Source organism: Citrobacter sp. wls716 (genome assembly GCF_005280975.1).
Taxonomy (GTDB): Bacteria; Pseudomonadota; Gammaproteobacteria; order Enterobacterales; family Enterobacteriaceae; genus Citrobacter; species Citrobacter youngae.
The window spans coordinates 317,131-341,965 of the sequence record NZ_SZWX01000025.1 but is presented as its reverse complement, the minus strand read 5'-3'; the positions used below and the strand labels follow the sequence as shown (position 1 = coordinate 341,965).

The following is a 24,835-nucleotide window of genomic DNA, read 5'->3' as shown; positions in this document are numbered from 1 at the left end:
TACTCAGTCTTTTTTCGCAGCGTTGGCAAAGAAAATATCAGACTGAATGTCTTTAGTGCGGATGGTAAACAGCTGATTAGTCAGATCTTCCGTCAGCTTCTCGGCGTCGGCCATGATGCGCAGATTAAAGTCATTCAGCATCTTATCGGCGGCTGGTTTATCGGTTTTCGCCATCTTCAGATACTCTGCTTCGACCTCTTTTTGCTCCTTGGCCACTTTGTCTTCCCATGCTTTGTAGGCTTTTTTGACGATTGGCGCGAGCTTCGGATAATCGGTCATCGTCAGCGTTTGTAATTTACGGTATTTCCAGTAAATGGATTGATCGTCCGCTTTATCGCTACCCATCGTGTAATTAGCCGGATACGCTTTCAGGCCGCTGTAGTACGGAACAAAGGCGGTAAGGTCGGCCATACCCAGACCAATGTAGGTCGTTTCGCCAATCTCTTTTGGTAACCACGGACGGACCTGCATAACGTGCGCTTCATAAGTACGGAAGACGCTGACCGGACGCCATGGCTCTTTACCGTTCAGACCGTTGGTGTAGGGGTCATGGCTGGTGCCTTCGTAATGGTTACGCAGTACGGCCTTCACATCGTCCAGCGTCATTTTCTTCTCTGGCGTCATGAAGACCGGGAATTCACGTCCTTTGGCCATATCCTGGTTGACGGAAGGATTGAACTCTTTCTGGATGGTCCATACGCGAGGGTCGTTATACGTGCGGTCGCGTTCGTCATCACGGGTATAGGCTTTGGAGAAGTTGAATTTACCGTCTTTCGCGGGTTCGTACAGACCTTTTTCGGTCGCAAATTGAATCAGGTTTTTTGACGCCATCATGTCAGGGTTTTTCGGATCGTAATCCTGTAAACGGCCCTGATTGCCGGTGGCAAAATACTGGTTATTCGGCAGGCGCTGCGCCATCCACTGATGACCGCTGCCGGTTTCCAGGTACCAGATCTCGTTATCGTCGACGACGGCAACGCCAAAGCCTTCACCTGCCCCGACGGTCTCAACGATATGGCCCAGCAGCGCCACGGCTTCACGCGCGGTCTTGCTTTGAGACAGCAGAATATCCGGGATATCGTCTTCGGTGATCCCTTTATCTTCAACGTACGGGTCGGCGGCCAGCGCTTTTGGTGAGGCAAAAATAGATTCTGTCCCGCTCACGCCGACTCCCAGCTCGTTAAACCCGGTTGCGCCGTGCAACTGGGTTTTCCAGTTAGGAACCGTGGTATAACGCAGCGAGTTTTTGGGGAGCGGCCAGGTAAAGTCATTCGCGCCGTTATGTGCTTTGGTGCTGTATACCCCGGTCTGATTCTGTTTTGCCGGGTGAATGACAAAATGTTGCGCTTTCAGGGCATCGCTGTCAGCGCTACGGGCAACCAGCATCGAGCCGTCCGCTGATGCTTCGTTACCGACCAGCAGGGTCGTACAAGCAAAACCTGATGAAACAACGGCCAAGTTTATAGAAAGTGCAATCAGGCACTTTTTAAAAGTAAACATTACGTATCCCTCATATGTACGCCAAAAATACACCGGAAACACACCGTTTCCTGAAATGCGATAACGCCTGAACCTTCAGACATTGCTCGCGAGAGAGATAAACGCCCCTGCCCACGTCTTCTCCAAATATCCATCCATAGGTTGAAGTCTTCTGGGCAAAATAAAACGCCCATTTCGCTTAATTGTTACGCAATGGATATTGTGGTATTCAGGATGTTTCCTGATTCGGGGAAAAGAATAGCAATGGGATATGAATGGATTCAGTGACCCATGTCGCGTAAGTCGATGATGACAAATATGAATTCCTGCGTGGGGGCACTCTTTTTGTATCCGGATATGACGTTACCTTTTACGGCAGTACAGCGAAGGAACAGTGGAACTCGCCACTATCCACGCCCCTTTATACTCCTCCATGACCAGACTCAGGCGCTGCCCGGTTTCGCGATAAAAACTGGGCAACGTCCCGTTGATATCGTCTTTATCGGCGGAGTCTGAGAAGGTTTTTACCAGTTGCGTCGACTGCAGCACGCGCGCGTCGTGGTGCTGGGTATAGGTAAAATAGATGTTTCTACTGATACCTGTGACGTGACGTCCGTACAGTTTGCCGGTTAAGGTTGCCAGCCCCTGATGGTCGTACAGCCGATATGACACCGTGCCGGTAAAGCGGTTGCTGCCAATATTCCACTCCACGTTACCGACGCAGTTCAACGGTCTGTCGGCGTAGCGTGAATACCATAGCCAGGCGCCCGAACCCAGCATCAATACCACGCCAATCGCCAGCAGGATAAGATTGTGTATTTTGTTCATTTCCCGCGCATCCAGTAGTAATGAGTAGAACAAAACGCGTGAACATCTATCCGCGCATCCTTATCGCATACAAAGGCCACCATCCTCTGTGCCTTACGGTAACCTGAAAGAAACACATGTTTGTTATATTCACAAAGATCGGGATGCGATTGCATCAGGCTGAAATAGCTTTCCAGATTGTGTTCATTCGGTGAGTAATAAATTTTACAGTTTTCCTGTGAGGGAATTTGCATAGAAACCGACACGAATTTACTAAACGGCATGACAGGTCGAGTCTGATACCAAACCAGCCAGATAATCAGAGTAGTAATAATCACTCCGGTGGTTAAGAAAATGTTCCACCAGGGAATCGACGTTGCTACTTGTGGTGGAGAGGGCATTACCTCGGGATCGTTGTTTTCCTTAATAAATGGTGCTAAAGGGGGCTCAGTTTGGGAATGTGTGATCGTCTCCACATGCGTACTCTCATTTAATCTGAGTCCTCGCCGGGAAATAGTTTTGACTGTATCACGGGGCAACCCGACATCCGCCAGTGCATTGCGCAACGTCAAAATTGCCTGGTAAAAAGTATTGGTCGTGGTCACATTGTTTCTTTCTCCCCAACCGACTTTGAGCAGCGTGTTCTGAGAAACAATGTCACTTGCGTGAGTAATTAAATAGAGAAAACAGAGCGAGGCTGGGATCTGCAGTTGAATTGCTCGCCCTGTCTGTCGATTGACCAGGCTTTTGTTATCAGGATTAAATTCGACCAACTGGTTGATAAGGTACAATGCCCGGCCCTCAGTAACGAAACGTCTCATATGTTGCATCAACATACCCATTTAATATTACATCGAAATGGATAAGACGCCTCTACCTTTGTACTTGATCAAAGATAAGAGTTTTACTCTTAACAATTAAATCCTTTTAATACAATGAGTTATAGTGTCTATATCTTAGGTGATAATTAACTAAGGTTAAATAATGAGAATTAATTACAGGTTTATCTGATTAGCTATTATATTTATCCCACAACATCACAAAGGTTTCTGGTTTTTAGGAATTTTGTGATTTACTAAAATCATTTCGCAAGGTTTTGTTTTAGCAAATAGTGCTGTATTTACGTTTACCGTGATGTCTGGATTTGTGTATAAAACTCCTAATATATGGGCTTTTAATCTGAGATAAAGCTCCGTAATACTTATCAACATAACGACATTTACAGTTGGAGATTATTTTTCTATAGGATTTTATAACATTTTTACCACTCGACTGTTATTAGCAAAAACGGATTTCACCACCTGTCGGATTGACACATTTATTTACCGATGAAATATTTATGGAAAATAACAGGGGCATAGTAGATGAAGAGAAAGCCGCTACAGAGTGTTCGTTGCATAAGCTGTGAATTATCCTGTGAATTATTTCCGGATGCTGCCGTACGCGCACAATACTGCCACCGTGCCGCTTTTGCTGTCTGGCCAGAGGGTAATGATTATTTGAAGAAAGGTATTATTGAAAAGCTTTTACTTAATAATCACAATCATTTATCCCATGGATTTATTTTTATCGATTTTTCATTCCCGAATTTGCGTCTGTTCACCGATCCGCAATGGGTGGATCGCCTGACGCAGAGTGGTATGCATATTGTATTGATAGCGGATCGGATCCTGACGCCGTTAGCCAATTACTGGTTATCGAAAAGCAATAAAATTCAAGGGATTATTTATTCCAGTGATAGTGATGAAGTTCAGCATCAGAAAATACGTCGCTTATTCCGGGGGCATCTCGCCAACAGCAAACGTGGGCGTTCATTGAATTATACGGAAATGATATTACTCAAGCGATTTATTTCAGGGATAAGTATTCAGCAAATTACCCGAATAGATAATATTGATGTTAAGAGAATATATGTCTACAAACTTCGACTTGAAGATAAGTTAGGCCTAAGTATTCATAAAATACTCTCTAACATTTTATAGCTGATTCTCATTTTTATTATTTCCACATCATCGCGATGTGGTGGACGCCCTACGCCCGAAAGCAGGAGGCTATTATGAAAAAACCTAAGCATTACTCACGCATTGCTATAGCGGTATCAACCGCGCTAACGTCAATGGTATTTTCAACCCACGCGGCCTGGATTGATATTGACAGTTTGCCTTCCAGTGGACTGGTGAACAGTCTTTCGCCAGAGTTGCAGGCTTTATTTCCTGCACAGGCGAATGCCAGTTTCGCTAAAACCAGCGCTACGCCAAATTATGTTTATCAGTGGAGTGCCGGCACCATTCCTGTTTTTGGCCATGGATTAACGCTGAATGGGCCAGGAGCAGAAGCCTTCGAACACACCATTACCGTTATTCAGAACAGCGCGACGGGTAGCCCGGGCGTTATTTTCGGTGATGACCTGACGATCCGCACACAGTCGAAGAATGCCGCTAATAATGGTAAGGATGTTGATGGTATCCGCACGCACGGGGTCAATTCACCGGATAACCCGGTCTTTATCATCACCGGAGATCGCACCAGCATTTATGTGGACGGTCAGGATGGCGACGGTATAAACGCCGGTTACAGCGCCTATAATCAGGGGCAGGGTTGGAAAGGTTCGGCCAACATTTACGTTGGCGACGATCTGTATATTCAAACCACCGGTTATCAGGGGCGCGGTATCACTGCAAACGCGATGAGAGACGAAACGCAGGCCAAAAATACGATTGTCGTCGGCGACCGGGCACACATTGTGACGATAGGTGACAGTTCAGAAGGTCTTCGCACCGGGCAGAGCGGCTCCACGATCCGCCTTGGTGATGGTGCCACTATCGAGACGTCGGGTGCTTCCTCAACAGGGATCTATGCCGCCTCATCTTCCAAAACGGAACTGGGCAACAATGCGACGATTACGGTCAACGGCGTCAGCGCACATGCGGTTTATTCCACCAATGCGACGGTGAATCTCGGCGAAAACGCGACGATCAACGTAAACAATTCGGCCAAAGCGGCGTCATACAGCAAAGCGCCACGCGGCCTGTATGCGGCTTCACGCGGTGCGATAAACCTGGCGGGCGGCGCTGCCATTACCATGGCAGGCAATCACAGCAATGAAAGCTACGCCATCAGCACAGAAACGGGCGGTATCGTCGATGGCTCCGCTGGCGGGCGTTTCCTCATCGACGGCGATCTTCACGCCGCCGGCGCGACTGCCGCGAACAGTAGCCTGCCGCAGCAAAACAGTGCGATTAAACTCAACATGACCGACAACTCGTTGTGGAGTGGGGCGTCATACATCACCAGCGTCACGGCCGGAACGGGCGTTATCTCGCTGCAAATGAGCGATGCGACCTGGAATATGACCAACAGCTCAACGCTCACTGATCTGACGCTGAACGGCGGGTCCGTCGTGAACTTTGGCCATGCTGACGGCGAACCGTGGCAGACGCTTACCATTAATGAAGATTTCACCGGCAACGGCGGCAAACTGGTTTTCAATACCGTCCTGAATGACGATGCCTCCGAAACCGACAAGCTGAAAGTGCTCGGCAATACCGCCGGTAACGCGTTTGTGGCGGTGAATAATATTGGCGGAACCGGGGCACAAACTGTTGAAGGTATTGAGATTATCGAAGTGGCCGGTAATTCTGACGGCACTTTTGAGAAAGCGGGCCGTATTGTTGCCGGTGCGTACGACTATAACGTGGTGCAAAAGGGCAGCAACTGGTATCTGACCAGCTTTATTCCTGCTCCGCCGGATCCGGAAGACCCGGACCCGGTCGATCCAGACCCGGTAGATCCGATAATCCCTGAGCCGGAAATACCTGTCGCACCTCCGGTCACCGAGCAGCAATACCGCCCGGAAGCAGGTAGTTATCTGGCGAACAACTACGCCGCTAACACGCTGTTTATGACCCGACTGCACGATCGTCTGGGCGAAACGCAGTACATCGACATGCTGACGGGCGAGAAAAAAGTCACCAGTATGTGGATGCGTAACGTCGGGGCGCATACCCGCTTTAAAGACGGTAGCGGGCAGTTGAAAACCCAAAGCAACAGCTATGTGATGCAGTTAGGCGGCGATCTGGCGCAGTGGAGTAGCGACGGTCTCGACCGTTGGCATCTCGGCGCAATGGCAGGTTACGCCAACAGCCAGAACCGCACGCAGTCCAGCCTGACTGGCTACCATTCACGTGGTCAGGTCACCGGTTACAGCGTGGGGCTGTATGGCACATGGTATGCCAATGACGCCGACAAGACCGGCACCTACGTAGACACTTGGATGCTGTACAACTGGTTTGATAGCAAGGTGATGGGCCAGGAGCAGGCGACAGAGAAATACAAATCCAGCGGGATCACCGCTTCGGTAGAAGCCGGTTATAGCTTCAAACTGGGTGAAAACGAGCGCAACAGCTACTGGCTGCAACCTAAAGCGCAGGTGGTATGGATGGACGTGCAGGCTGACAGTCACCGCGAAGCGAACGGTACCCGCGTGAAAGATAACACCGATGGCAACCTGATGACCCGTCTGGGTGTGAAAGCCTTTATCAACGGTCACAACGCCATCGACGACGGTAAATCACGCGAGTTCCAGCCGTTTGTCGAAGCCAACTGGATCCACAACACGCAGACGACCAGCGTGAAGATGGATGATGTGAGCAACGACATGCGCGGCACGAAGAACATCGGCGAGCTGAAAGTCGGCGTAGAAGGGCAAATCACCCCGCGCCTCAACGTGTGGAGCAACGTGGCCCAACAGATCGGCGACAAAGGCTACAGCGATACCCGCGGTATGCTCGGCGTGAAATACAATTTCTGACAGGATTGTAGGTAAAGGAAAAGCCGCTGATTGATGGTTAGCGGCTTTATTTTTTGGGGAGAATTGTAGGCCGGATAAGCGTCAGCGCAATCCGGCAATAAAAGCAGTGTGCAGCGCTAGCTATTACTATTTTTGCTACAAGCAAGTTCTTTGCCTAAAGCAATCATAGCCAATTCAGAAGGACTGTATTTTGTTCGCTCTTTAGGATGGGTCTGGAGGTAATTGCCAACAATATCAGCTTCCTGTCCAATGGTTATGCTCGCATTACAGATGATATTTTCTTTTGACAGTGTCCCCGCTACACCGGCAACAAAAGACATATACATCACTGCTGTCTGTTCATCCCGAACGTTCAAATAATCAAAACCTTTCTCATACAACTGATAGCCGTGATAAAGCGAGTTGCCGTCGATATTCAATGTCGATTTTGCCAGCACAGGTGTTGAAAAACAGAGCAATAACAAGACAGGAATGGCAATTTTACTGATCATATGAACACCATCCACCTTTATGGTGCGAGCCTGTACCTCCGTGCGGGTGTTCTCCTTTCGGGCATGCGAAAACAGTGGATGATGCGGTGACAGTGACGAGAGCGATAACCATTGCCATGAATACGTTTTTCATATGTAACCCAATAATCTAATTTATTAGAAACGAGGCTGTCCCTTCCTGATTAAAGAAAAAGGATGCCTGTGTATTTTTAGCGGGATTATAATATGGTGTTTATTGTGCTGTCATGTTTATCATTTGGCATAGGCCATCAGGATAGTATTTTTATTATGGTTTTTAGTATAGAGATTGAATGATTTCTGGTGCGTTTCTGATTCATGGATAATGAGTTGCTGCTTCAAATGTCATAATTATTGATTATTGCCCGTAAGTTTATATTGCTTTTTTCATTTATCAGGCTCCATTAATTCATCAAAGAAATTATCGCCGTTAACAATATTATCAGAATGAATATCACATTGTGCACATTGAATCTTGGCTTTCAGTAACTGAATTTTTATTTCTTCGACTTTTTCATCGTCGTCAATCGAAAAGATGGTGTCTGGTTTTTCGTGGTGATTCATTTGTTTGGGTTCCCGTTACACTTTGGCTTCATTTTCCAGGAGAGTAAGCCGGATAAGCGTCAGCGCCATCCGGCACCAGGTGAGCCTGTTAGTACCGCTTGCAGGTTCAGCCGTACTTCACTGGAGAGTCGCCAACGTGCTCTCAATTCTTTTTAACTTCTGATTTGCTTCTTGCAGCTCATCCTGCAACCGTTGTTCCTGCTCGCCGTAGATCATCAGGACGATACAGCCGTTCATCACTTTTACGCTAATCTGTTGCCCGGTATCAAACCCCGCTGCGCGTAGCCACTTGCCGGAAAGAATAATTTTTGGTGTGGATTTGTCGAAAACATTCGGGCGATATCCCACAATTACCGAACGCTCGGTTCCAGATTGGTCGGTGTCTGGGGTAGAATGCGAATCAGCCATAATCAACTCCTTGATAGTTGGTGAGGTTAGACGCTCCGGCTGTGTTCCCGCACAACGGGGCGTTGCTAGTGTAGAAGGCTTTTAGGTGGCCTCCTATATGATGAGAGTAATTGGATAGGTGGCCCCATGTCAATCATATCGCGCGAAAAAAAACCAAAAGGTGGTGGTCAATCACCGCAGTTCAAAATGCGCATTGATCCGGCATTGAAGAAGCAGTTGGATGCTGTGGCGGCAGAAGAAGGGGTAAGTCTCGCCAGTTGGCTTAAGGAGCTGGCGAGAGAGGCATTAAGGAAAAATGGGGTCGTGCCCAAAGGTTAAAATTTTTATTTCTTGTGTATTGGATAATGAAAGGAATTAGGAATGTACAAGATCAAACATGCTAGAATTGAAGGTATTTGGGGTTGGAAAACAATAGATACAGGCTTTTACGGTGATGTGAGTATTTTTATTGGAGCCAATGGTACAGGAAAAACAACATTTATTAATATTCTTGTTTCAATATTAAGTGTCGATGTTCTTGCTCTTGAGGATTTATGGTTTGACAGTGCTATAATTGTTTTTGAGAATTATGAAGGCGGGAAAAAAAGTAGTAGAACTTTAACGGTCACAAGAATTATTGAACCATTTGGAGATGAAGCAATACGTTATAAAATCAGCAATCAAGCATTCACAATACCACCTTTATCTGGCAAAAGTATACGCTCAGTTTACGCTCAAAGAAGAGTAATACCAGTTATTGAGAAAGTTAAATCGCTTTTGCAAGATATTGTAACATTTTCAAGTCTTTCTGTTAGTCGTGCAGGTATCAGTGATATTGACAACTATGACTATGAAGACTATGCCAAAAATAATAAAAACATTTCAATTGATAATACTTTACAAGACTTGATGAACAGATTGAAAGTATATCAGTTAAAGAAAGCTGAAGCTCTGAAAGAGATAGCTAGAGAGTTTCAAGAGGAAGTTTTCATTTCTGTATTATATAACCCTAAAATAGATTCATCAGTGGGGCTAAGGGAGATTTCCAATACGGATTTAAAGAAGGAAATGGAGGATTTTCAAACTACTTATTATCAAATGGGTATATTAAACATCCAAAGGAAAGGAAAGGCACGAGAACTTATTAAAAAACACTTTCAGGCTATTCAAGAAAGTATTGATTATTTGAAGAAAACTCTTTCAGAGAATGAGAGTGTGTTTGATGTTGATAAAATATTTGCTTTCCCATTATTGAAAAGAACTAGGAATATATTAAATGTTGGAAGGATAGCCGAGAAGAAAAGGAAAGTTCTGTTTGCTCCTCTTGATAATTACAAGATGGAGTTAAGCCATTTTTTTAAAGGGAAATCTGCGTCTTTAAATTCAGATGGAACATTGAAGTTCAAAGACCATCAACGAGATGGTAACGAATATGATTGCTTTAAACTCTCTTCTGGTGAAAAGCAAGTCTTGATATTATTGACTGAGTCCCTTTTACAAGGCGGTGACCCAAGAATATTTATTGCTGATGAACCGGAATTATCATTACACATAGATTGGCAAAGTAAAATATTACCTTCAATTAGGAAACTTAACCCTCAAGCACAGATAATAATTGCAACTCATTCACCTGAGGTTGCTGGTGAATATCCATACAATATTCTTGATATGGAGGATATTTGTAATGGGTAAGGGGTTGATAAGAAGTAGTAAAGCCTTGTCAGTGATGAATAAATTCGAAAGAAAAGATGCTGTTTTGTATGTAGAGGGGCCTACAGATAGAGTTTTTTGGAATATAATGTTTGATATTTATAAAATAAATAACATCTCTATAAATATTGCTGGTAGTTGTACAGCAATTGATAGCTATATCTATAAAATTATAAATGAAAATATCCCTATATTTGTCGCTAGAGATAAAGACTATAAATATCATCTGAATAAGATACCTCCTCACAATCGAGTTTTATTGACTTTTGGGCACAGTATAGAAAATTCATTAATCTGCCCTCAGATACTGACCGATATTACAACGATTAATGGTGGGGAGTATTCTACAAGTATGGATTTAGTTATTGATTGGCAATCGAAATTAATTAATTCAGTTAAAGAGTTGATTATAAGAGAGTTTGCTAATGAAATAAGTCAGAGTGGCATAAGTGTTTTTGGTGACCATTATGAATATATTTGCGGGAAGAAAAGTAAAGATGCTTACATTCCAATTGAAAAAATCAATAAACATTTAGAAATAATTGACGCCAAAATTCCTAACGATGCTATTTTACAGGCTCGCCGTATTTATGAAAGCATGTCTTCTCAATCATATTGGTACATAAAAGGTCATTTCCTTTTTAGTATTGCGGTTAAATTTTTGAAGTCATTAATTAGCAAGATTAATGATCGAGATAAAGATATAAACTTGTCAAATGACGCAATGAATATGTTGTTTTCTCAGCAGTTTAAATTTAATTTAATTACTGGAAATCATCCACATAAAGATTACTATGATGGGGAAATGAATAAATTGAAAAGCACACTAATAGCTTGAAAACTTCATCAGGGATATAGATGTTACACCAGAGGGTTAAGTTTTTGAGTGAGAAACTTTACTCCTTTGGAGTAAATGTGTCTTTAGATAGTTTTTAATTTTTTGGGGGAGGGAGTATACTCTAGTTTCTACCCTCTTTCCCCCAATGCAACAACTCCACTATATCCTTCTCACCTTCAGTTTCTTTTAAGCGCCGTTGTTGTTCAGCAAACTGACTATATTCCGCCTGCGCTTTTTCATCGGCTATTTTCTTGCTGACTTTACCTGCGCCTTGTAGAACATCACGGTCGTTAAATTGCAGGAACTGATCCAGCTTATCCTGCCAGTCACGCAGAAAGACCTGCTGACGGCGACGGGCCTGATCCTCGGCAAAATCCAGCCACATGTTAACCACGCGGTTGAGTTCGCTGACCTCATCCTGGGTGAGATAATTTTTTGCCACCGTCACGTCACCCTTACGTACCTCTTCACCTTTGTAGCTGGTTAATCCCATATGCGATTTGCTGGCGTCAGCCCGTTTGTGGATGAGTTCAGCAGCAGTATGGCCAGTACAGGCGAAATGTAGTTTGTTCTGGATGGTTTGAAAAAACTGTGTGGTTTCTTTTAGCGACGGTTGATAGTCGGCAGCTAACGCAAAGATCTCCCGCACCCGTAAATAAACCCGGCGCTCGCTGGCCCGAATATCGCGGATGCGTTCCAGCATCTCATCGAAATAGTCAGGCACAGCCGAAGAACCAACAGGCGGATTTTTCAGCCGCTCGTCGTCCATCACAAAACCTTTGATCAGGTATTCCTGAAGTGTTTGGGTTGCCCACTGGCGGAATTGCGTGCCGCGAGGGGAGCGAACGCGGTAGCCGACAGCGAGGATAGCTTCCAGATTATAGTGATCTATCTCTCTTGAAACCTGACGCTTTCCTTCCTGGCGAACTATCCGGAATTTCCGGATAGTTGAATTTTGAGTAAGTTCACCTTCAGAAAAAATGTTGATTAAATGCTCGTTAATGGTGCGAACGTCTTTATCATACAATTCAGCTATTGCCGCCTGAGATAACCAAATAGTGTCTGACTCAAAGCGGCATTCAACACGTACTCTCCCATCACTGCTGGCAAACATAATAAATTCGCCTGTCGGGGATTGTGGTAGGTGTTTATCTGTCATGTCGCCTCCGTTTTAACCAGACTTATAACGCTGCAATCAACGTAGTATGCCAGAGATCGATCCTGGATATAGAAAGCTAAAAAGAGATGTGATTTAAGAAGAACTAACATGAGGCATTTTGGCGGAAGATCACAGGAGTCGAACCTGCCCGGGAACGCTGGCGTCCCCAACTGGATTTGAAGTCCAGCCACCTCACCGGAGATGACGATCTTCCGCGCCTCGATTGCTACATGGAGGCGGGGCGCATTATAGCTACTTCCAAACGTTTCCACACCCCCTCACTCACTTTTTTAACTTCCGTTTATCTATACCATGACCAGTTTCATATAAATCCTCAATAAATCCGTTAGTTACATTTCATCACATTTTTTCGACGCTACCCCGATCACAGAAAACAAGAATCGTAATTTGATAACGAGATATCGGAATACCCGCGCTCACAGGGATGGTTTACAAGAACTGTAACCGGTATCAGTGCGTGTGAAAGTGCTAACAAGGATGCGTAATGAAAAGTGAGATTCTGTCTTTTAAAGAGAAGATTGGCTACGGAATGGGCGATGCTGCCAGCCACATTATCTTCGATAATGTCATGTTATATATGATGTTCTTCTATACCGATATTTTTGGTATTCCGGCCGGATTTGTCGGCACCATGTTCTTACTGGCGCGTGCGCTGGATGCCATCTCAGACCCTTGTATGGGACTGCTGGCCGACCGCACCCGCTCGCGCTGGGGGAAATTCCGCCCGTGGGTGCTGTTTGGCGCGCTGCCGTTTGGTCTGGTCTGTGTGCTCGCCTACAGCACGCCAGATCTCAGTCTGAACGGCAAAATGATTTATGCCGCAATCACCTACACGCTGCTGACCCTGCTTTATACCGTGGTGAATATTCCCTACTGTGCGCTGGGCGGCGTGATCACCAATGACCCCACGCAGCGTATCTCCCTGCAATCATGGCGCTTTGTGCTGGCGACGGCGGGCGGCATGCTCTCCACCGTGCTGATGATGCCGCTGGTGGATCTGATTGGCGGCGAGGATAAAGCGTTCGGCTTTCAGGGCGGGATTGCCGTGCTCTCGGTTGTGGCCTTCCTGATGCTGGCGTTTTGCTTTTTCACCACCAAAGAACGCGTGGAAGCGCCGCCGAGCACCACCTCGATGCGTGAAGACCTGCGCGACATCTGGCAGAACGATCAATGGCGCATCGTCGGCATGCTGACCATCCTCAATATCCTGGCCGTCTGTGTTCGCGGCGGGGCGATGATGTATTACGTCACCTGGATTTTGGGCACGCCAGAAGTGTTTGTCGCCTTCCTCACCACCTATTGCGTCGGCAATCTTATCGGCTCTGCGCTGGCAAAACCGCTCACCGACTGGAAATGCAAAGTCAGCGTCTTCTGGTGGACCAACGCCGCGCTGGCGGTCGTCAGTCTGGCGATGTTCTTCGTACCGATGCACGCCAACATCACTATGTTCGTCTTCATCTTCGTGATTGGCGTACTGCATCAGCTCGTGACGCCAATTCAGTGGGTAATGATGTCCGACACCGTGGATTACGGCGAGTGGTGCAACGGAAAACGTCTGACGGGGATCAGCTTTGCCGGCACGTTGTTCGTGCTCAAGCTGGGCCTGGCGCTCGGTGGGGCGCTGATTGGCTGGATGCTGGCAGGTGGGGGCTACGACGCCGCAGCGAAAACCCAGAACGGCGCCACCATTAGCATCATCATCGCACTGTTCACCATAGTCCCGGCTATTTGCTACCTGCTGAGTGCCGTGATCGCCAAACGCTTCTACACCCTAAAAACCCCATATCTGACTGAAATCATAAGCCAACTGGCTCAGGGGGCGCGCCGCAATCAGCAGGATTTTACGACGAAAGAATTACAGAACTAAGGAACCAACGATGAAAATTAGCGATGGAAACTGGCTGATTCAGCCCGGTCTGAACGTGATTAACCCGATTCAGGTATTCGAGGTCGAACAGCAGGGTAACGAGATGATTGTCTACGTTGCGCCGCGCGATGTGCGCGAACGTACCTGGCAACTGGATACTCCACTCTTCACCCTGCGCTTTTTCTCACCGCAGGAAGGCGTGGTGGGTGTGCGTATGGAGCACTTCCAGGGGGCGTTGGATACCGGTCCGCATTACCCGCTAAATGTGCTGCAGGATGTGAAGGTCGAGATGCACAACACCGCCGAATTTGCTGAGCTGAAGAGCGGTAACCTGAGCGTGCGCGTAACCAAAGGGGAATTCTGGTCGCTGGACTTCCTGCGTAACGGCGAACGTATTACTGGCAGTCAGCTAAAAAATAACGGCTACGTGCAGGATACCCACAGCGGGCGTAACTATATGTTTGAGCGCCTGGATCTCGGTGTCGGGGAAACGGTATATGGTCTGGGCGAACGCTTTACCGCACTGGTGCGTAACGGGCAAACGGTAGAAACCTGGAACCGTGACGGCGGCACCAGCACCGAGCAATCTTACAAGAACATCCCGTTCTATATCACCAACCGCGGTTACGGTGTGCTGGTGAATCATCCGCAGTGCGTGTCGTTTGAAATCGGCTCTGAGAAAGTGTCGAAAGTGCAGTTCAGCGTGGAAAGCGAGTATCTGGAATACTTTGTTATTGACGGCCCGACGCCGAAGGACGTATTGAACCGTTATACCCAATTCACTGGCCGTCCCGCGCTGCCGCCCGCATGGTCGTTCGGCCTGTGGCTGACCACGTCGTTCACCACCAATTATGACGAAGCGACGGTCAACAGCTTTATTGACGGGATGGCCGAGCGCAACTTGCCGCTGCACGTTTTCCACTTTGACTGCTTCTGGATGAAAGCCTTCCAGTGGTGCGACTTTGAGTGGGATCCGCTGACCTTTCCGGACCCGGAAGGCATGATCCGCCGCCTGAAAGAGAAAGGGCTGAAGGTTTGCGTGTGGATCAACCCGTATATCGGGCAAAAATCACCGATTTTCAACGAGCTGAAAGAGAAGGGCTATCTGCTCAAGCGGCCGGATGGTTCCCTGTGGCAATGGGATAAATGGCAGCCGGGCCTGGCGATTTATGACTTCACTAATCCGCAAGCCTGTGAGTGGTATGCCAACAAGCTGAAAGGTCTGGTGGATATCGGCGTTGACTGCTTCAAAACTGACTTTGGTGAACGCATTCCTACTGACGTTCAGTGGTTTGACGGTGCCGATCCGCAGAAAATGCACAACCATTATGCGTACATCTACAACGAACTGGTGTGGAACGTGCTGAAAAAGACTGTCGGTGAAGAAGAGGCGGTCCTGTTTGCCCGTTCAGCTTCGGTCGGCGCGCAGCAGTTTCCGGTGCATTGGGGCGGCGACTGCTATGCCAACTATGAATCGATGGCCGAAAGCCTGCGCGGTGGGTTGTCCATTGGTCTGTCCGGCTTTGGCTTCTGGAGTCACGATATTGGCGGCTTTGAGAATACCGCCCCGGCGCACGTCTACAAGCGCTGGTGTGCGTTCGGGCTGCTCTCCAGCCATAGTCGTCTGCACGGGAGCAAATCCTACCGTGTGCCGTGGGCGTACGATGACGAATCCTGCGATGTGGTGCGCTATTTCACCGAGCAGAAATGCCGCATGATGCCGTACCTGTATCGCGAAGCGGCGCGCGCCAATGAGCTCGGAACGCCGATGATGCGCGCAATGATGCTGGAGTTCCCGGACGATCCGGCATGTGATTACCTCGACCGCCAGTACATGCTGGGTGATAGCGTGATGGTTGCGCCGGTGTTTAGCGAGGCGGGTGATGTGCAGTTCTACCTGCCGGAAGGACGCTGGACGCATCTGTGGCGTAACGACGAGGTGTCTGGTAGCCGCTGGCATAAACAGCAGCATGACTTCCTGAGCCTGCCAGTCTACGTGCGTGAGAACACCCTGCTGGCGCTGGGCAGCAATAACCAGAAGCCGGACTACGCCTGGCATGAAGGAACCGCGTTCCAGCTGTTCCATCTGCAGGAGGGCCGGGAAGCGGTGTGTGAAGTGCCTGCGATGGACGGCTCGGTTATCTTCACGCTGAAGGCGACGCGTGTAGGTAATACCATCACTGTGAAAGGGAACGGTGAGGCACGTAACTGGACGCTGTGCCTGCGAAATATTCAGAAAATTGGCGGCATTAAATGCGGGTCGCATATGGGCAGCGAGCTGGGTGTAGTTATTACTCCACAGGGCAGTGAGCTGACGATTACCTTGTAAGCATGTGTCGACGTGGTGCCGGATGCGTTTTATCCGGCCCACGCTGCGAGCAGCATTCCAGATCTGAAAATCCAAAACATCCTGAATTAAATTTTTATCTCTGCATATTTGCGAGCGGTATCACTCTGATTCCCGCGAAAAATGTGATCTGCGCCGTAAATATCTCACTATTTCCTCTTTTTGTCTTATTTCTGTCCGGATTACTGGACACGATTTAGTATTGTTGGCGCATCGTAGTCCTCTTATATTTATCATCACGGATTACACGTGGAGCATAAATGCTTCTTTATAACCTAAATAATTCGAGTTGCAGGAAGGCGGCGACGCAGCGAATCCCCTGAGCGTACATAAGTACGTGACTGGGGTGAGCGAGGAAAGTCAACGCACATGCAGCTTGAAGTATGACGGGTATAGATATTTAATCTGGTATGTAATAAGGGTAAATAATGCAAATGATTACCTCGCGACAAAACAGATTATTAAAGTTTCTTCTGTCTAAGAAGGAATATGTCACGCTGCTGAAAATTGCCGAGTATTTATCTGTTTCAGAGAAAACTGTGCAGCGCGATCTGCGCTTACTGGAACCATGGTTATCAGAATGGAAAATAACCATCGATAAACGTGCTGGTGCTGGGGTGATATTAAGTTCCGATAATATTACCGACCTTTTATATATGGACCAGTTATTAGGATCGGAGGGTGATGATACTGACGGCATGATGAATAATTCACGGCGAGTCAAGATAGCCTCACAATTATTAAGCGAAACGCCGCATGAAACGTCGATCAGTAAATTATCCGAACGTTATTTCATTAGTAGCGCATCGATTGTTAATGATCTGAAAGTAATTGAATCCTGGATTACCCCACTGGGCCTGTCGTTGATTCGCAGTCAGAGCGGCACGCATATCGAAGGCAGCGAGAGCGGTGTGCGCCAGGCAATGGCGTCGCTGATTAACGGCGTGATTAACCATAATGAACCTGGTAACGTGGTTTATTCACGCCTTGACCCGGGCAGTTATAAAGCCTTAGTGCATTACTTTGGCGAAGAAGACGTTTTATTTGTCCAGACGCTGTTACAGGAAATGGAGAACGACCTGTGCTGGTCTCTGGGCGAGCCTTATTACGTCAATATCTTTACCCATATTTTGATCATGATGTACCGCATCACGCGGGGCAATGCGCTGCCGAGAAAAGATGAAAATATCACCTCATGTGACGAGAATATTTTTTCCATTGCCAGCCGGATGATTCAGCATATTGAAAAACGCATTGCCCACCCGCTGCCGGAAGACGAAGTCTGGTTTATTTATCAATACATTATCTCTTCCGGCGTGGTAATTGAAGAGCATAACGACGTGAGTGTGATTGGCCATATGCACTCCAGCGACGAAGCGCGTTTGATTACCCATCGGTTGATTGCCTCCTTTGCCGAGATGGTCGACAGCGATCTTAGCCAGGACACGGCGCTTTATGACGGATTGCTGATCCACATTAAGCCGCTGATTAACCGCCTGAACTACCAGATCCGCATTCGTAATCCGCTGCTGGAGGATATTAAAGGCGAGTTGCAGGACGTGTGGCGTCTGACCCAGTGCGCGGTGAATCGGGTGTTTAGCGGTTGGGGCGAGCGGTCCGTGTCGGAAGATGAGGTGGGATATTTAACCGTGCATTTTCAAGCCGCAATGGAGCGGCAGATAGCGCGTAAGCGCGTGCTGCTGGTCTGCTCAACCGGTATTGGCACCTCTCACTTACTCAAAAGCCGTATTCTGCGCGCCTTTCCGGACTGGACTATCGTCGGCGTGGTATCGGCAGGCAGCCTGCCCTCCGTACTGACGGACGATATTGAACTGGTGGTATCGACGATAAATTTACCTGCCGTTGCTATGCCGGTCGTGTATGTCACCGCCTTTTTCAATGATGCAGATATTAAGCGGGTAACAGAAACGGTTATTACGGAAAAATTACATCGGGCGACGTCGCTGGTCGTCGAAAATTAATGTCTGAACTCCATGAGGTATGATTGATGGACATCACGAAAATACTCAATACAAATCGCGTTATTTTGGACATGAAGGCCACAAACAAAACGGAGGCTATTGAGGAACTGACGGATATTCTGCAAAAAGATGGGGCAATTAGCTGTCGGGAAACGTTTATTCAGGATGTCTGGCAGCGTGAATCAGAAGGCTCGACCGGCTTCGAAAATCATATTGCGATCCCGCACGGAAAATCCTCGGCGGTGGTCAATACCACGCTGGCAATTGGGCGTACCCGCCAGGATATTCCCTGGGAAACCCTGGATGGTAGCAACGTGCGCTGCATCATTCTGTTTGCCGTACGCCTTGAGGATCAAAACACTACACATATTCGTCTGCTTTCGCAGGTTGCCGGCGCGTTGGCGGATGACGACATTATTGAACAACTGTTAGTCGAAAGCAGTCCACAGAAAATTATTGAGCTTTTTAGCCAATATGCTGAATCCAATGTCTGCTAATTAAAATGTGGAGCATGTTATGAATATTGTTTGTGTTGCCGCCTGTACGGCGGGTATTGCGCACACCTATATTGCTCGTGAGAAGCTAATTAAAGGTGCTAAAGCGCTTGGTCATAATATAAGAGTTGAAACCCAGGGAACTATCGGCACGGAAAACGAACTGCTGACAGAGGATATTTCTGCAGCTGATGTCGTAATTCTTGCTGTCGATGTCAAAATAAAAGGGGAGGAACGATTTTCAAATAAACGCATTGTGCGAGTGAAAACCGAAATCGTCATAAAATCGCCCATTCAGTTTCTTGAAAAGGTCGAAAAATCATTAGTTAATAATAACCAGTAGCGATCCTCATTCTGGAGGGATTTCACATGAGTGAAAATAAAATTCCGCTATCTCAGGAAATAAAAAGACATTTATTAACGGGAATTTCGTGGATGATCCCGTTAATTGTCGCCGCCGGGATCTGTATTGCTCTCGGGCAAATACTTGGCGGCACTAACGTGGGTGAAAAAACAGGAACCATACCCTGGATGCTCAACCAGATTGGCGGCTGGGGGATGGGGTTAATCGTACCGCTGATTAGTGCGGCGATTGCGTACTCCATTGCCGATCGTCCCGGATTTGCGCCGGGCCTGATTGTCGGCTTTGTTTGCGGCGAAATTCATACCGGTTTTATCGGCGGGATGCTGGGCGGGTTCCTGGTCGGTTATACCGTACTGCTTCTTAAGCGCTATATCCGTTTGCCACAGTCGATGCAGGGGCTGATGCCCATCATGGTGTTGCCGGTACTGAGTACCGTCATTGGCGGCCTGTTGATGATGACGCTGATTGGCAAGCCGATAGCCTGGCTGCAGGACGCGTTGATTCATCTGCTGGAGTCCATGCAGGGCGGATCCCGCTTTCTGATGGGCGCTATCCTCGGTGCGATGGCGACATTCGACTTCGGCGGACCGGTGAATAAAACCATGTCGCTGTTTGCTGACGGCATGCTGGTCAGCGGTGTGTACGGTCCGGAAGCGGTGAAGTTTGTTGGCTCGATGATCCCTCCGTTCGGCATTACGCTCTCTTTCCTGCTGACGCGTCACAAATACACCCGTGCGGAGCGCGAGGCGCTGAAAGCGGCATTCCCGATGGGGATCTGCATGATTACCGAAGGGGTCATTCCGATTGCAGCGCGCGATCTGTTGCGCGTGGTGGGCTCCTGCGTGGTGGCCTCGGCGATTGCGGGCGGCCTGATTATGGTGTGGGGTGTCGAAAGCCCGGTACCGCACGGCGGCATGTTTGTGGTTCCGCTCTTTACGCATCCACTGCTGTTTTGCCTGGCGCTGGGGATCGGCACAGTGATTTGCGGTGTCATATTGTCGCTGTGGAAGAAACCGGTGACCGAGCGTGACGAAGAGTTTGATGAACTCAGCGATCAAAAACTGAAAGACGAAGAGATCACCTTCACCCTGGAATAACCGGAGGCCGTATGTTTGCCGATATGAAAAGCATGGTGGCGAAAGCCTGGCGCGAGCAGTACGCGCTGCTGGCCATCAACTGCATGAACCTGGAAAGCGCCCGCGCGGCGGTTCGGGTGGCAGAGAAACACCGTGCGCCCATCATTCTGAATCTGTATCAGGGGCATCTGGAGCATTTTCCGGCCCCGATAGCCGCTGCGGTCGTCAAAACGCTGGCAGAGGAAGCCTCGGTACCGGTCGCGCTGGCGCTGGATCATGGAAAGGATCCTGTACGCATTCGTCAGGCTTTTCGCGCCGGATTCAGCGGGTTAATGATCGATGCCTCCGCCTTTGCGCTGGAGGAGAATATTCGCCAGACCCGTGCAGTGGTTGAGCTCGCAGCCAGCGTTTCTCTGTGCGTGGAAGGCGAGCTGGGCCATCTGGCAGATGCTCCGCGCTATGACCATGCCGCTAACGCTGATTTGATGACTCAGGCCGCCGATGTGGAACCCTTTATCCAACAGACCGGGATCGATTTGCTGGCGGTGTCGGTGGGTACAGCGCACGGCATGTACGCGCCGGGCGTTACGCCAGCCATTGATTTCCAGCGGCTGGAGGAAATTGCCCGGTTATCTACGGTACCTCTGGCGCTGCATGGCGGCAGCGGGACGCCGTTTGATCAGCTACAGCGCTGTCCGATGTTTGGCGTCGCCAAGATAAACGTTGGCGCAGCGGTTTTCGAAGCCGGAAAGGCTGCGCTGCTGCATACCCTGTGTCGTGACACATCCGGTGAACTTGTTGATGCCCTCGCCCTGATGGAGCAGGCCTGCGAGGAAGCCATTATTCCGTATCTACAGGCCAGCGGCGCTATCGGCAAAGCCTGATTCATTTTCTGTAACGCCTTCTATGCCTCTGCGATGACGCACTGGCAGGGCTTTCTACACCCTGAAACTGGAGAATTAACATGTTAGTTTCGATGAAAGAATTACTGCAACCTACCCGTCAGCACGGTTTTGCCATCGGCGCATTCAACGTGGCGGACAGCTGCTTTGTACGTGCAGTTGTGGAAGAAGCGGAAGCGACCAACACCCCGGCGATTATCTCTATTCACCCCAGTGAACATGATTTTGTCGGCGATGCGTTTTTTAGCTACGTCCGTGATATCACGATGCGTAGCCCAGTGCCGTTTACTCTGCATCTGGACCACGGCGCTTCGGTTGAGCATGTTCTGCGGGCGATTCAGTGTGGGTTTACCTCGGTGATGATTGATGGCTCGCTGCTGCCGTATGAAGAGAACGTGGCGCTGACCCGCGAAGTGGTCAAGCTGGCGCATGCGGTAGGTGTTTCTGTGGAAGGGGAGTTGGGTACGATTGGTCAGACCGGGACGTCAGTGGAAGGCGGCGTGTCGAAGGTTACTTATACCGATCCTGCTCAGGCAGAGGATTTTATCGCCCGAACCGGTGCAGACACGCTGGCGGTGGCGATTGGAACCGCGCACGGGATCTACCCGAAAGGGATGCAGCCAGAGCTGCAAATGAACATCCTGCGCGACATCGCCGGGCGTGTGGATATTCCGCTGGTGCTGCACGGTGGTTCCGCGAACCCGGATGCGGAAATTGCCGAATCCGTGACGCTGGGTGTTGGCAAAATCAACATTTCCAGCGATATGAAATACGCCTACTTCCAGAAAGTCCGCGAAATCCTGGCGAAAGAAACCTGGTGGGACCCGAACGTAATCTACCCAGAAGCCATTAGCGCCGCGCGGGACGTGATCCGCCACAAAATGAAATTGTTCGGTTCAACCGGCAAAGCATCACTTTACTAACGGCATGCAGGCGGGGCGACCCGCCTCTTTCGCAACAAGGAAAAGTGGAATGAAGCGTTCACATATTAATTATGCCGTCGATAAAGCGCATGCCATTGCCGAGACTTTTAGGGTTTGTCTGCCTGACTTTGCGTATTTTACGGCTGACGTCTGGCGGCAACAGGATCAAACTCTGTGGCGTGAAGTGCGCGATCTCCAGCTGGGCTGGGACATTACCGACTTTGGGCGTGGAGATTTTGCGCAAACGGGACTGACGTTACTGACGTTGCGCAATGGTCAGCCAGGGTCAGCGGGTTATCTCAAACCGTATGCTGAAAAGATGCTGCAAATTCAGCAGGATCAGCAAACGCCATGGCATTTTCATCGCCATAAAATGGAAGATATCGTGAATCGCGGCGGCGGTGACTTATGTATGCAGCTGGCATGGGCCACGCCTGATGACGGGTATGACGCACGGCGTATTGTTGAAGTTAGCGTCGATGGTCAGCGGCATAGTGTGAAACCCGGTGAGACGCTGGTGCTGAAACCGGGGCAGGGCGTGTGCCTGCCGCCGCGGCTGTATCATCGCTTTTGGGCGGAGAAAGCATTTGTGCTGGGCTGGGAAATCTCGATGGTCAATGACGATCAGCACGACAACCACTTTCTTGAACCTGGCGGTCGCTTCCCGGTGATTGAAGAGGATGAGCCGGTGAAGTGGCTGTTGTGCAGTGAATATATTCGTTTATGAGCGTGAGTAGGCCCGGTAAGCGAAGCGCCACCGGGCAATAAATTATTGCGCAGGTGGTGGTGCTGTGACTTCACTCCCTGAAACCATGCCCGCCTGCATGGTCTGCGTGACCTGCTGTTTCTCCACGTTCACCGCATGCAGTTGGCCGCTGACCGTTGGCTTGAGCGGCGCATCGGCCTGAATATTGCCGCTGGCGGTAAGCTGAATATTACCATCGCCGGAAAGCGGCAGTGCGGGCCAGCCCCACTGCTGCAGGATCATCATTGGCACACCACGTCCGTTCAGGCTGATCTGAGCCTGGCGCTGAGGCAACTGCGAAATGCTGGCGGTGGCCTCCAGCAGCCCTTTTTCCGTATAGGCGCTCAGTTCGCTGATATTGATGGTGCTGTTGTTCGCCGTCAGCGCCAGCGAAGGACGACGTACATCCGTGCGGTTAAAGGTAGCAGCAGCGGCGTTGAGGGTGGCGCTCCCGCTCCAGATCCCCCACTGATTGTTCTGTACCAGCCCGAGGTTAGCGCCGTAACCGTCAAGCGCGGTGAGCTGCCACGGGAAACTCGGGTCGATATCAATTACCAGATTGCGGCTGGCGCTGAATTTCTTCAGCGTCAGGCTGTTTAGCCATGTTGGCAGAGGTTTCATCCACTGCTGCTTCCAGTTTTCCGGCAGCGTGTATTCCAGACCGGCAATAGCGGCATCATCGAGGACCAGCGCTTTGTTGCTGCGTAGCCAGTTTCCGGATGTTCTGACCATACCGCCTTCCCAGCGGGTGGTGAACTGGCGCAGCGCAATGCCCTGGGGTGAGAACTCGGCGTTCAGAATCGGATCGAAGAAGTGCAGAGAGCCGTAGATAAACTCGCTGGCGTTCATCGACAATTTTCCTTCCTGAGTTTGCCAGTCGTCCTTGCTGAAGGTCATGTTGCGCAAGCTCAGATCGAGATCCGTCACCGCCCAGTCGGGGCCTTGCAGACGGGCATCCGTTACTTCCAGACGACCAATTTGCAGGGAAGGAATGGTGCTTAACGGGGCAAAAAAGTCGGCCAGCGATTTGTCGCTTTGCAGCCGGATATCGTTCAGGCGCAGATTCTCCACTACCCAGCTCCCGTCGGCATTGCGTTGCGCTACGCCGGTTAATGCTCCACGCGCCACGTCTGCGCCAATATTGCTAAGCGTCACCCGGTCATGGTCAATGCTGCCTTCAATCAAGACGTTGGTGGTCGGGACATCGTTGAGCGTCAACGAACTGGCGCTGAGCTGAATTTGCGCTTTGCTGCCGAGAATTTTACCTGCCTCAGGGCTCCAGGGAATGACGCCGCCGTTAACGCGCTGGGCGCTGAGGTTCCACTCGCTACCGGGGCTGTTAAGCGCCATATCCTGCAATTGCAGGCGATCGGCCTGAAACGGCAACGGCGCGGTTTGCTGGGAAAGATTCAGCGTGCCGTTTTGCAACAAAATGGTGTCTACGTGCAGCGGGTCTGTGATTTGTCGGCTACTGAGTCCAATATCGACCGTTTTGGCGACCAGCGTGGCGGGCTGACCATCCCGGCCAAAGGTGACGTTTTCCAGCAGAATATGGGAAGGGGAAGAAAACCGGTGATCGATGGTATCAAAGGCCAGATGGTAGCTGCTGTTCTGTGAAACCCAGGCGCTGATGTGCTCTGCGCCCCAACGGGTTTGCAGTAGAAAATAAAGGCCGAGGATCGCCACTGCAAGGGCGATCAGCACGTAAAGAAGCAGCTTTCCAATAAATTTCATGGTCTTCCATCCCGCGAAGTGCACATAGTCAAGTTATGCACGATTTAGGCGCAATGCTCAAGGCGGGAATGGTGAAAGAGCGTTACAGCGGCGTTGATTCAGAACCAACGCCGCATT

Annotated in this window: 22 protein-coding genes and 1 tRNA gene; 14 read left to right on the top strand and 9 right to left on the bottom strand. The window is 49.2% G+C overall.

The genetic code is table 11. From position 1 onward, the window contains the following. Positions 1–3 precede the first annotated feature (3 nt). From FDX24_RS09505 to FDX24_RS09495, 3 genes are all read right to left on the bottom strand, one after another. Positions 4–1,500, bottom strand: a complete 1,497-nt coding sequence (locus FDX24_RS09505; protein WP_101742103.1) for a C69 family dipeptidase — start codon at positions 1,498–1,500, stop codon at positions 4–6. A 342-nt stretch (positions 1,501–1,842) separates the two neighbouring features. Further along, entirely contained in the window at positions 1,843–2,307 is a 465-nt protein-coding gene (locus tag FDX24_RS09500) for a hypothetical protein (protein ID WP_061066869.1), read from the bottom strand. Next, complete coding sequence (locus FDX24_RS09495; RefSeq protein WP_061068783.1) at positions 2,304–3,077, bottom strand: winged helix-turn-helix domain-containing protein; 774 nt, start codon at positions 3,075–3,077, stop codon at positions 2,304–2,306. Before FDX24_RS09495 ends, FDX24_RS09500 begins: the two co-directional genes overlap by 4 nt. Before the next feature lie 573 nt (positions 3,078–3,650). Between FDX24_RS09495 and FDX24_RS09490 the strand changes: the two genes are divergently transcribed. Next, positions 3,651–4,268, top strand: a complete 618-nt coding sequence (locus FDX24_RS09490; protein WP_048213740.1) for a transcriptional regulator — start codon at positions 3,651–3,653, stop codon at positions 4,266–4,268. A gap of 74 nt (positions 4,269–4,342) precedes the next feature. Beyond that, positions 4,343–7,096, top strand: a complete 2,754-nt coding sequence (locus FDX24_RS09485; protein WP_137364195.1) for an autotransporter outer membrane beta-barrel domain-containing protein — start codon at positions 4,343–4,345, stop codon at positions 7,094–7,096. A gap of 116 nt (positions 7,097–7,212) precedes the next feature. On the opposite strand, the gene FDX24_RS09480 is transcribed toward FDX24_RS09485, so the two are convergent. The 3 genes from FDX24_RS09480 to FDX24_RS09470 all read right to left on the bottom strand — a co-directional run bounded on the left by FDX24_RS09480 (position 7,213) and on the right by FDX24_RS09470 (position 8,577). Next, entirely contained in the window at positions 7,213–7,587 is a 375-nt protein-coding gene (locus tag FDX24_RS09480; RefSeq protein WP_137364194.1) for a Rap1a/Tai family immunity protein, read from the bottom strand. Between the two features lie 405 nt (positions 7,588–7,992). Then, positions 7,993–8,169 carry a hypothetical protein gene (locus FDX24_RS09475; RefSeq protein WP_044700470.1) on the bottom strand — a complete coding sequence of 59 codons (177 nt, stop codon included), beginning with the start codon at positions 8,167–8,169 and terminating at the stop codon, positions 7,993–7,995. Positions 8,170–8,286: 117 nt separating this feature from the next. Further along, a complete protein-coding gene (locus tag FDX24_RS09470) occupies positions 8,287–8,577 on the bottom strand; it encodes a SymE family type I addiction module toxin (RefSeq protein WP_137364193.1) in 291 nt (96 codons plus the stop codon). Between the two features lie 126 nt (positions 8,578–8,703). Here FDX24_RS09470 and FDX24_RS09465 point away from each other — a divergent pair, with 126 nt between their 5' ends. From FDX24_RS09465 to FDX24_RS09455, 3 genes are read left to right on the top strand one after another with little or no spacing between them, the layout of a single operon-like run. Further along, positions 8,704–8,895, top strand: a complete 192-nt coding sequence (locus FDX24_RS09465) for a toxin-antitoxin system HicB family antitoxin (RefSeq protein WP_137364192.1) — start codon at positions 8,704–8,706, stop codon at positions 8,893–8,895. A gap of 42 nt (positions 8,896–8,937) precedes the next feature. Further along, positions 8,938–10,248 carry an AAA family ATPase gene (locus tag FDX24_RS09460; RefSeq protein WP_137364191.1) on the top strand — a complete coding sequence of 437 codons (1,311 nt, stop codon included), beginning with the start codon at positions 8,938–8,940 and terminating at the stop codon, positions 10,246–10,248. Further along, complete coding sequence (locus FDX24_RS09455) at positions 10,241–11,104, top strand: DUF4435 domain-containing protein (RefSeq protein WP_137364190.1); 864 nt, start codon at positions 10,241–10,243, stop codon at positions 11,102–11,104. The genes FDX24_RS09460 and FDX24_RS09455 overlap by 8 nt, the downstream gene beginning before the upstream one ends. Before the next feature lie 121 nt (positions 11,105–11,225). Here FDX24_RS09455 and FDX24_RS09450 read toward each other — a convergent pair whose 3' ends face one another. Further along, positions 11,226–12,263: a virulence RhuM family protein gene (locus FDX24_RS09450; RefSeq protein WP_137364189.1), complete on the bottom strand. Its 1,038-nt coding sequence runs from the start codon at positions 12,261–12,263 to the stop codon at positions 11,226–11,228. Between the two features lie 119 nt (positions 12,264–12,382). Next, positions 12,383–12,477 (bottom strand) — tRNA-Sec (locus tag FDX24_RS09445). A gap of 291 nt (positions 12,478–12,768) precedes the next feature. Between FDX24_RS09445 and FDX24_RS09440 the strand changes: the two genes are divergently transcribed. From FDX24_RS09440 to FDX24_RS09400, 9 genes are all read left to right on the top strand, one after another. Continuing rightward, a complete protein-coding gene (locus FDX24_RS09440) occupies positions 12,769–14,151 on the top strand; it encodes a glycoside-pentoside-hexuronide family transporter (protein WP_137364188.1) in 1,383 nt (460 codons plus the stop codon). 10 nt (positions 14,152–14,161) lie between these two features. Then, positions 14,162–16,480: an alpha-xylosidase gene (gene yicI, locus FDX24_RS09435; RefSeq protein WP_137364187.1), complete on the top strand. Its 2,319-nt coding sequence runs from the start codon at positions 14,162–14,164 to the stop codon at positions 16,478–16,480. 446 nt (positions 16,481–16,926) lie between these two features. Then, positions 16,927–18,480 carry a transcription antiterminator gene (locus FDX24_RS09430; protein WP_137346528.1) on the top strand — a complete coding sequence of 518 codons (1,554 nt, stop codon included), beginning with the start codon at positions 16,927–16,929 and terminating at the stop codon, positions 18,478–18,480. 26 nt (positions 18,481–18,506) lie between these two features. Beyond that, the gene (locus FDX24_RS09425; RefSeq protein ID WP_003024008.1) at positions 18,507–18,977 is read left to right on the top strand and encodes a PTS sugar transporter subunit IIA; all 471 of its coding nucleotides are present in this window, start codon (positions 18,507–18,509) and stop codon (positions 18,975–18,977) included. A gap of 19 nt (positions 18,978–18,996) precedes the next feature. Next, positions 18,997–19,317 carry a PTS fructose transporter subunit IIB gene (locus FDX24_RS09420; RefSeq protein WP_003844521.1) on the top strand — a complete coding sequence of 107 codons (321 nt, stop codon included), beginning with the start codon at positions 18,997–18,999 and terminating at the stop codon, positions 19,315–19,317. Between the two features lie 26 nt (positions 19,318–19,343). Next, entirely contained in the window at positions 19,344–20,435 is a 1,092-nt protein-coding gene (locus tag FDX24_RS09415) for a PTS fructose transporter subunit IIC (RefSeq protein WP_115601288.1), read from the top strand. Positions 20,436–20,446: 11 nt separating this feature from the next. Then, the gene (locus tag FDX24_RS09410) at positions 20,447–21,298 is read left to right on the top strand and encodes a class II fructose-bisphosphate aldolase (protein WP_137364186.1); all 852 of its coding nucleotides are present in this window, start codon (positions 20,447–20,449) and stop codon (positions 21,296–21,298) included. Positions 21,299–21,378: 80 nt separating this feature from the next. Further along, complete coding sequence (locus FDX24_RS09405) at positions 21,379–22,239, top strand: ketose-bisphosphate aldolase (RefSeq protein ID WP_003827236.1); 861 nt, start codon at positions 21,379–21,381, stop codon at positions 22,237–22,239. Between the two features lie 49 nt (positions 22,240–22,288). Continuing rightward, positions 22,289–22,966: a D-lyxose/D-mannose family sugar isomerase gene (locus FDX24_RS09400; RefSeq protein WP_137364185.1), complete on the top strand. Its 678-nt coding sequence runs from the start codon at positions 22,289–22,291 to the stop codon at positions 22,964–22,966. Positions 22,967–23,008: 42 nt separating this feature from the next. Here FDX24_RS09400 and FDX24_RS09395 read toward each other — a convergent pair whose 3' ends face one another. Then, positions 23,009–24,718 carry an AsmA family protein gene (locus FDX24_RS09395; protein WP_137364184.1) on the bottom strand — a complete coding sequence of 570 codons (1,710 nt, stop codon included), beginning with the start codon at positions 24,716–24,718 and terminating at the stop codon, positions 23,009–23,011. Positions 24,719–24,835: the final 117 nt, after the last annotated feature.

What these genes read in the sequence shown, in the direction of transcription:
- FDX24_RS09485 (WP_137364195.1), top strand. Translation starts at nt 4,343, where the DNA reads ATGAAAAAACCTAAGCATTACTCACGCATTGCTATAGCGGTATCAACC.
- FDX24_RS09480 (WP_137364194.1), bottom strand. Translation starts at nt 7,587, where the DNA reads ATGATCAGTAAAATTGCCATTCCTGTCTTGTTATTGCTCTGTTTTTCA.
- FDX24_RS09490 (WP_048213740.1), top strand. Translation starts at nt 3,651, where the DNA reads ATGAAGAGAAAGCCGCTACAGAGTGTTCGTTGCATAAGCTGTGAATTA.
- FDX24_RS09475 (WP_044700470.1), bottom strand. Translation starts at nt 8,169, where the DNA reads ATGAATCACCACGAAAAACCAGACACCATCTTTTCGATTGACGACGAT.
- FDX24_RS09455 (WP_137364190.1), top strand. Translation starts at nt 10,241, where the DNA reads ATGGGTAAGGGGTTGATAAGAAGTAGTAAAGCCTTGTCAGTGATGAAT.
- FDX24_RS09420 (WP_003844521.1), top strand. Translation starts at nt 18,997, where the DNA reads ATGAATATTGTTTGTGTTGCCGCCTGTACGGCGGGTATTGCGCACACC.
- FDX24_RS09500 (WP_061066869.1), bottom strand. Translation starts at nt 2,307, where the DNA reads ATGAACAAAATACACAATCTTATCCTGCTGGCGATTGGCGTGGTATTG.
- FDX24_RS09400 (WP_137364185.1), top strand. Translation starts at nt 22,289, where the DNA reads ATGAAGCGTTCACATATTAATTATGCCGTCGATAAAGCGCATGCCATT.
- FDX24_RS09425 (WP_003024008.1), top strand. Translation starts at nt 18,507, where the DNA reads ATGGACATCACGAAAATACTCAATACAAATCGCGTTATTTTGGACATG.
- FDX24_RS09430 (WP_137346528.1), top strand. Translation starts at nt 16,927, where the DNA reads ATGCAAATGATTACCTCGCGACAAAACAGATTATTAAAGTTTCTTCTG.
- FDX24_RS09440 (WP_137364188.1), top strand. Translation starts at nt 12,769, where the DNA reads ATGAAAAGTGAGATTCTGTCTTTTAAAGAGAAGATTGGCTACGGAATG.
- FDX24_RS09405 (WP_003827236.1), top strand. Translation starts at nt 21,379, where the DNA reads ATGTTAGTTTCGATGAAAGAATTACTGCAACCTACCCGTCAGCACGGT.
- FDX24_RS09410 (WP_137364186.1), top strand. Translation starts at nt 20,447, where the DNA reads ATGTTTGCCGATATGAAAAGCATGGTGGCGAAAGCCTGGCGCGAGCAG.
- FDX24_RS09415 (WP_115601288.1), top strand. Translation starts at nt 19,344, where the DNA reads ATGAGTGAAAATAAAATTCCGCTATCTCAGGAAATAAAAAGACATTTA.
- FDX24_RS09395 (WP_137364184.1), bottom strand. Translation starts at nt 24,718, where the DNA reads ATGAAATTTATTGGAAAGCTGCTTCTTTACGTGCTGATCGCCCTTGCA.
- yicI (WP_137364187.1), top strand. Translation starts at nt 14,162, where the DNA reads ATGAAAATTAGCGATGGAAACTGGCTGATTCAGCCCGGTCTGAACGTG.
- FDX24_RS09470 (WP_137364193.1), bottom strand. Translation starts at nt 8,577, where the DNA reads ATGGCTGATTCGCATTCTACCCCAGACACCGACCAATCTGGAACCGAG.
- FDX24_RS09505 (WP_101742103.1), bottom strand. Translation starts at nt 1,500, where the DNA reads ATGTTTACTTTTAAAAAGTGCCTGATTGCACTTTCTATAAACTTGGCC.
- FDX24_RS09465 (WP_137364192.1), top strand. Translation starts at nt 8,704, where the DNA reads ATGTCAATCATATCGCGCGAAAAAAAACCAAAAGGTGGTGGTCAATCA.
- FDX24_RS09450 (WP_137364189.1), bottom strand. Translation starts at nt 12,263, where the DNA reads ATGACAGATAAACACCTACCACAATCCCCGACAGGCGAATTTATTATG.
- FDX24_RS09460 (WP_137364191.1), top strand. Translation starts at nt 8,938, where the DNA reads ATGTACAAGATCAAACATGCTAGAATTGAAGGTATTTGGGGTTGGAAA.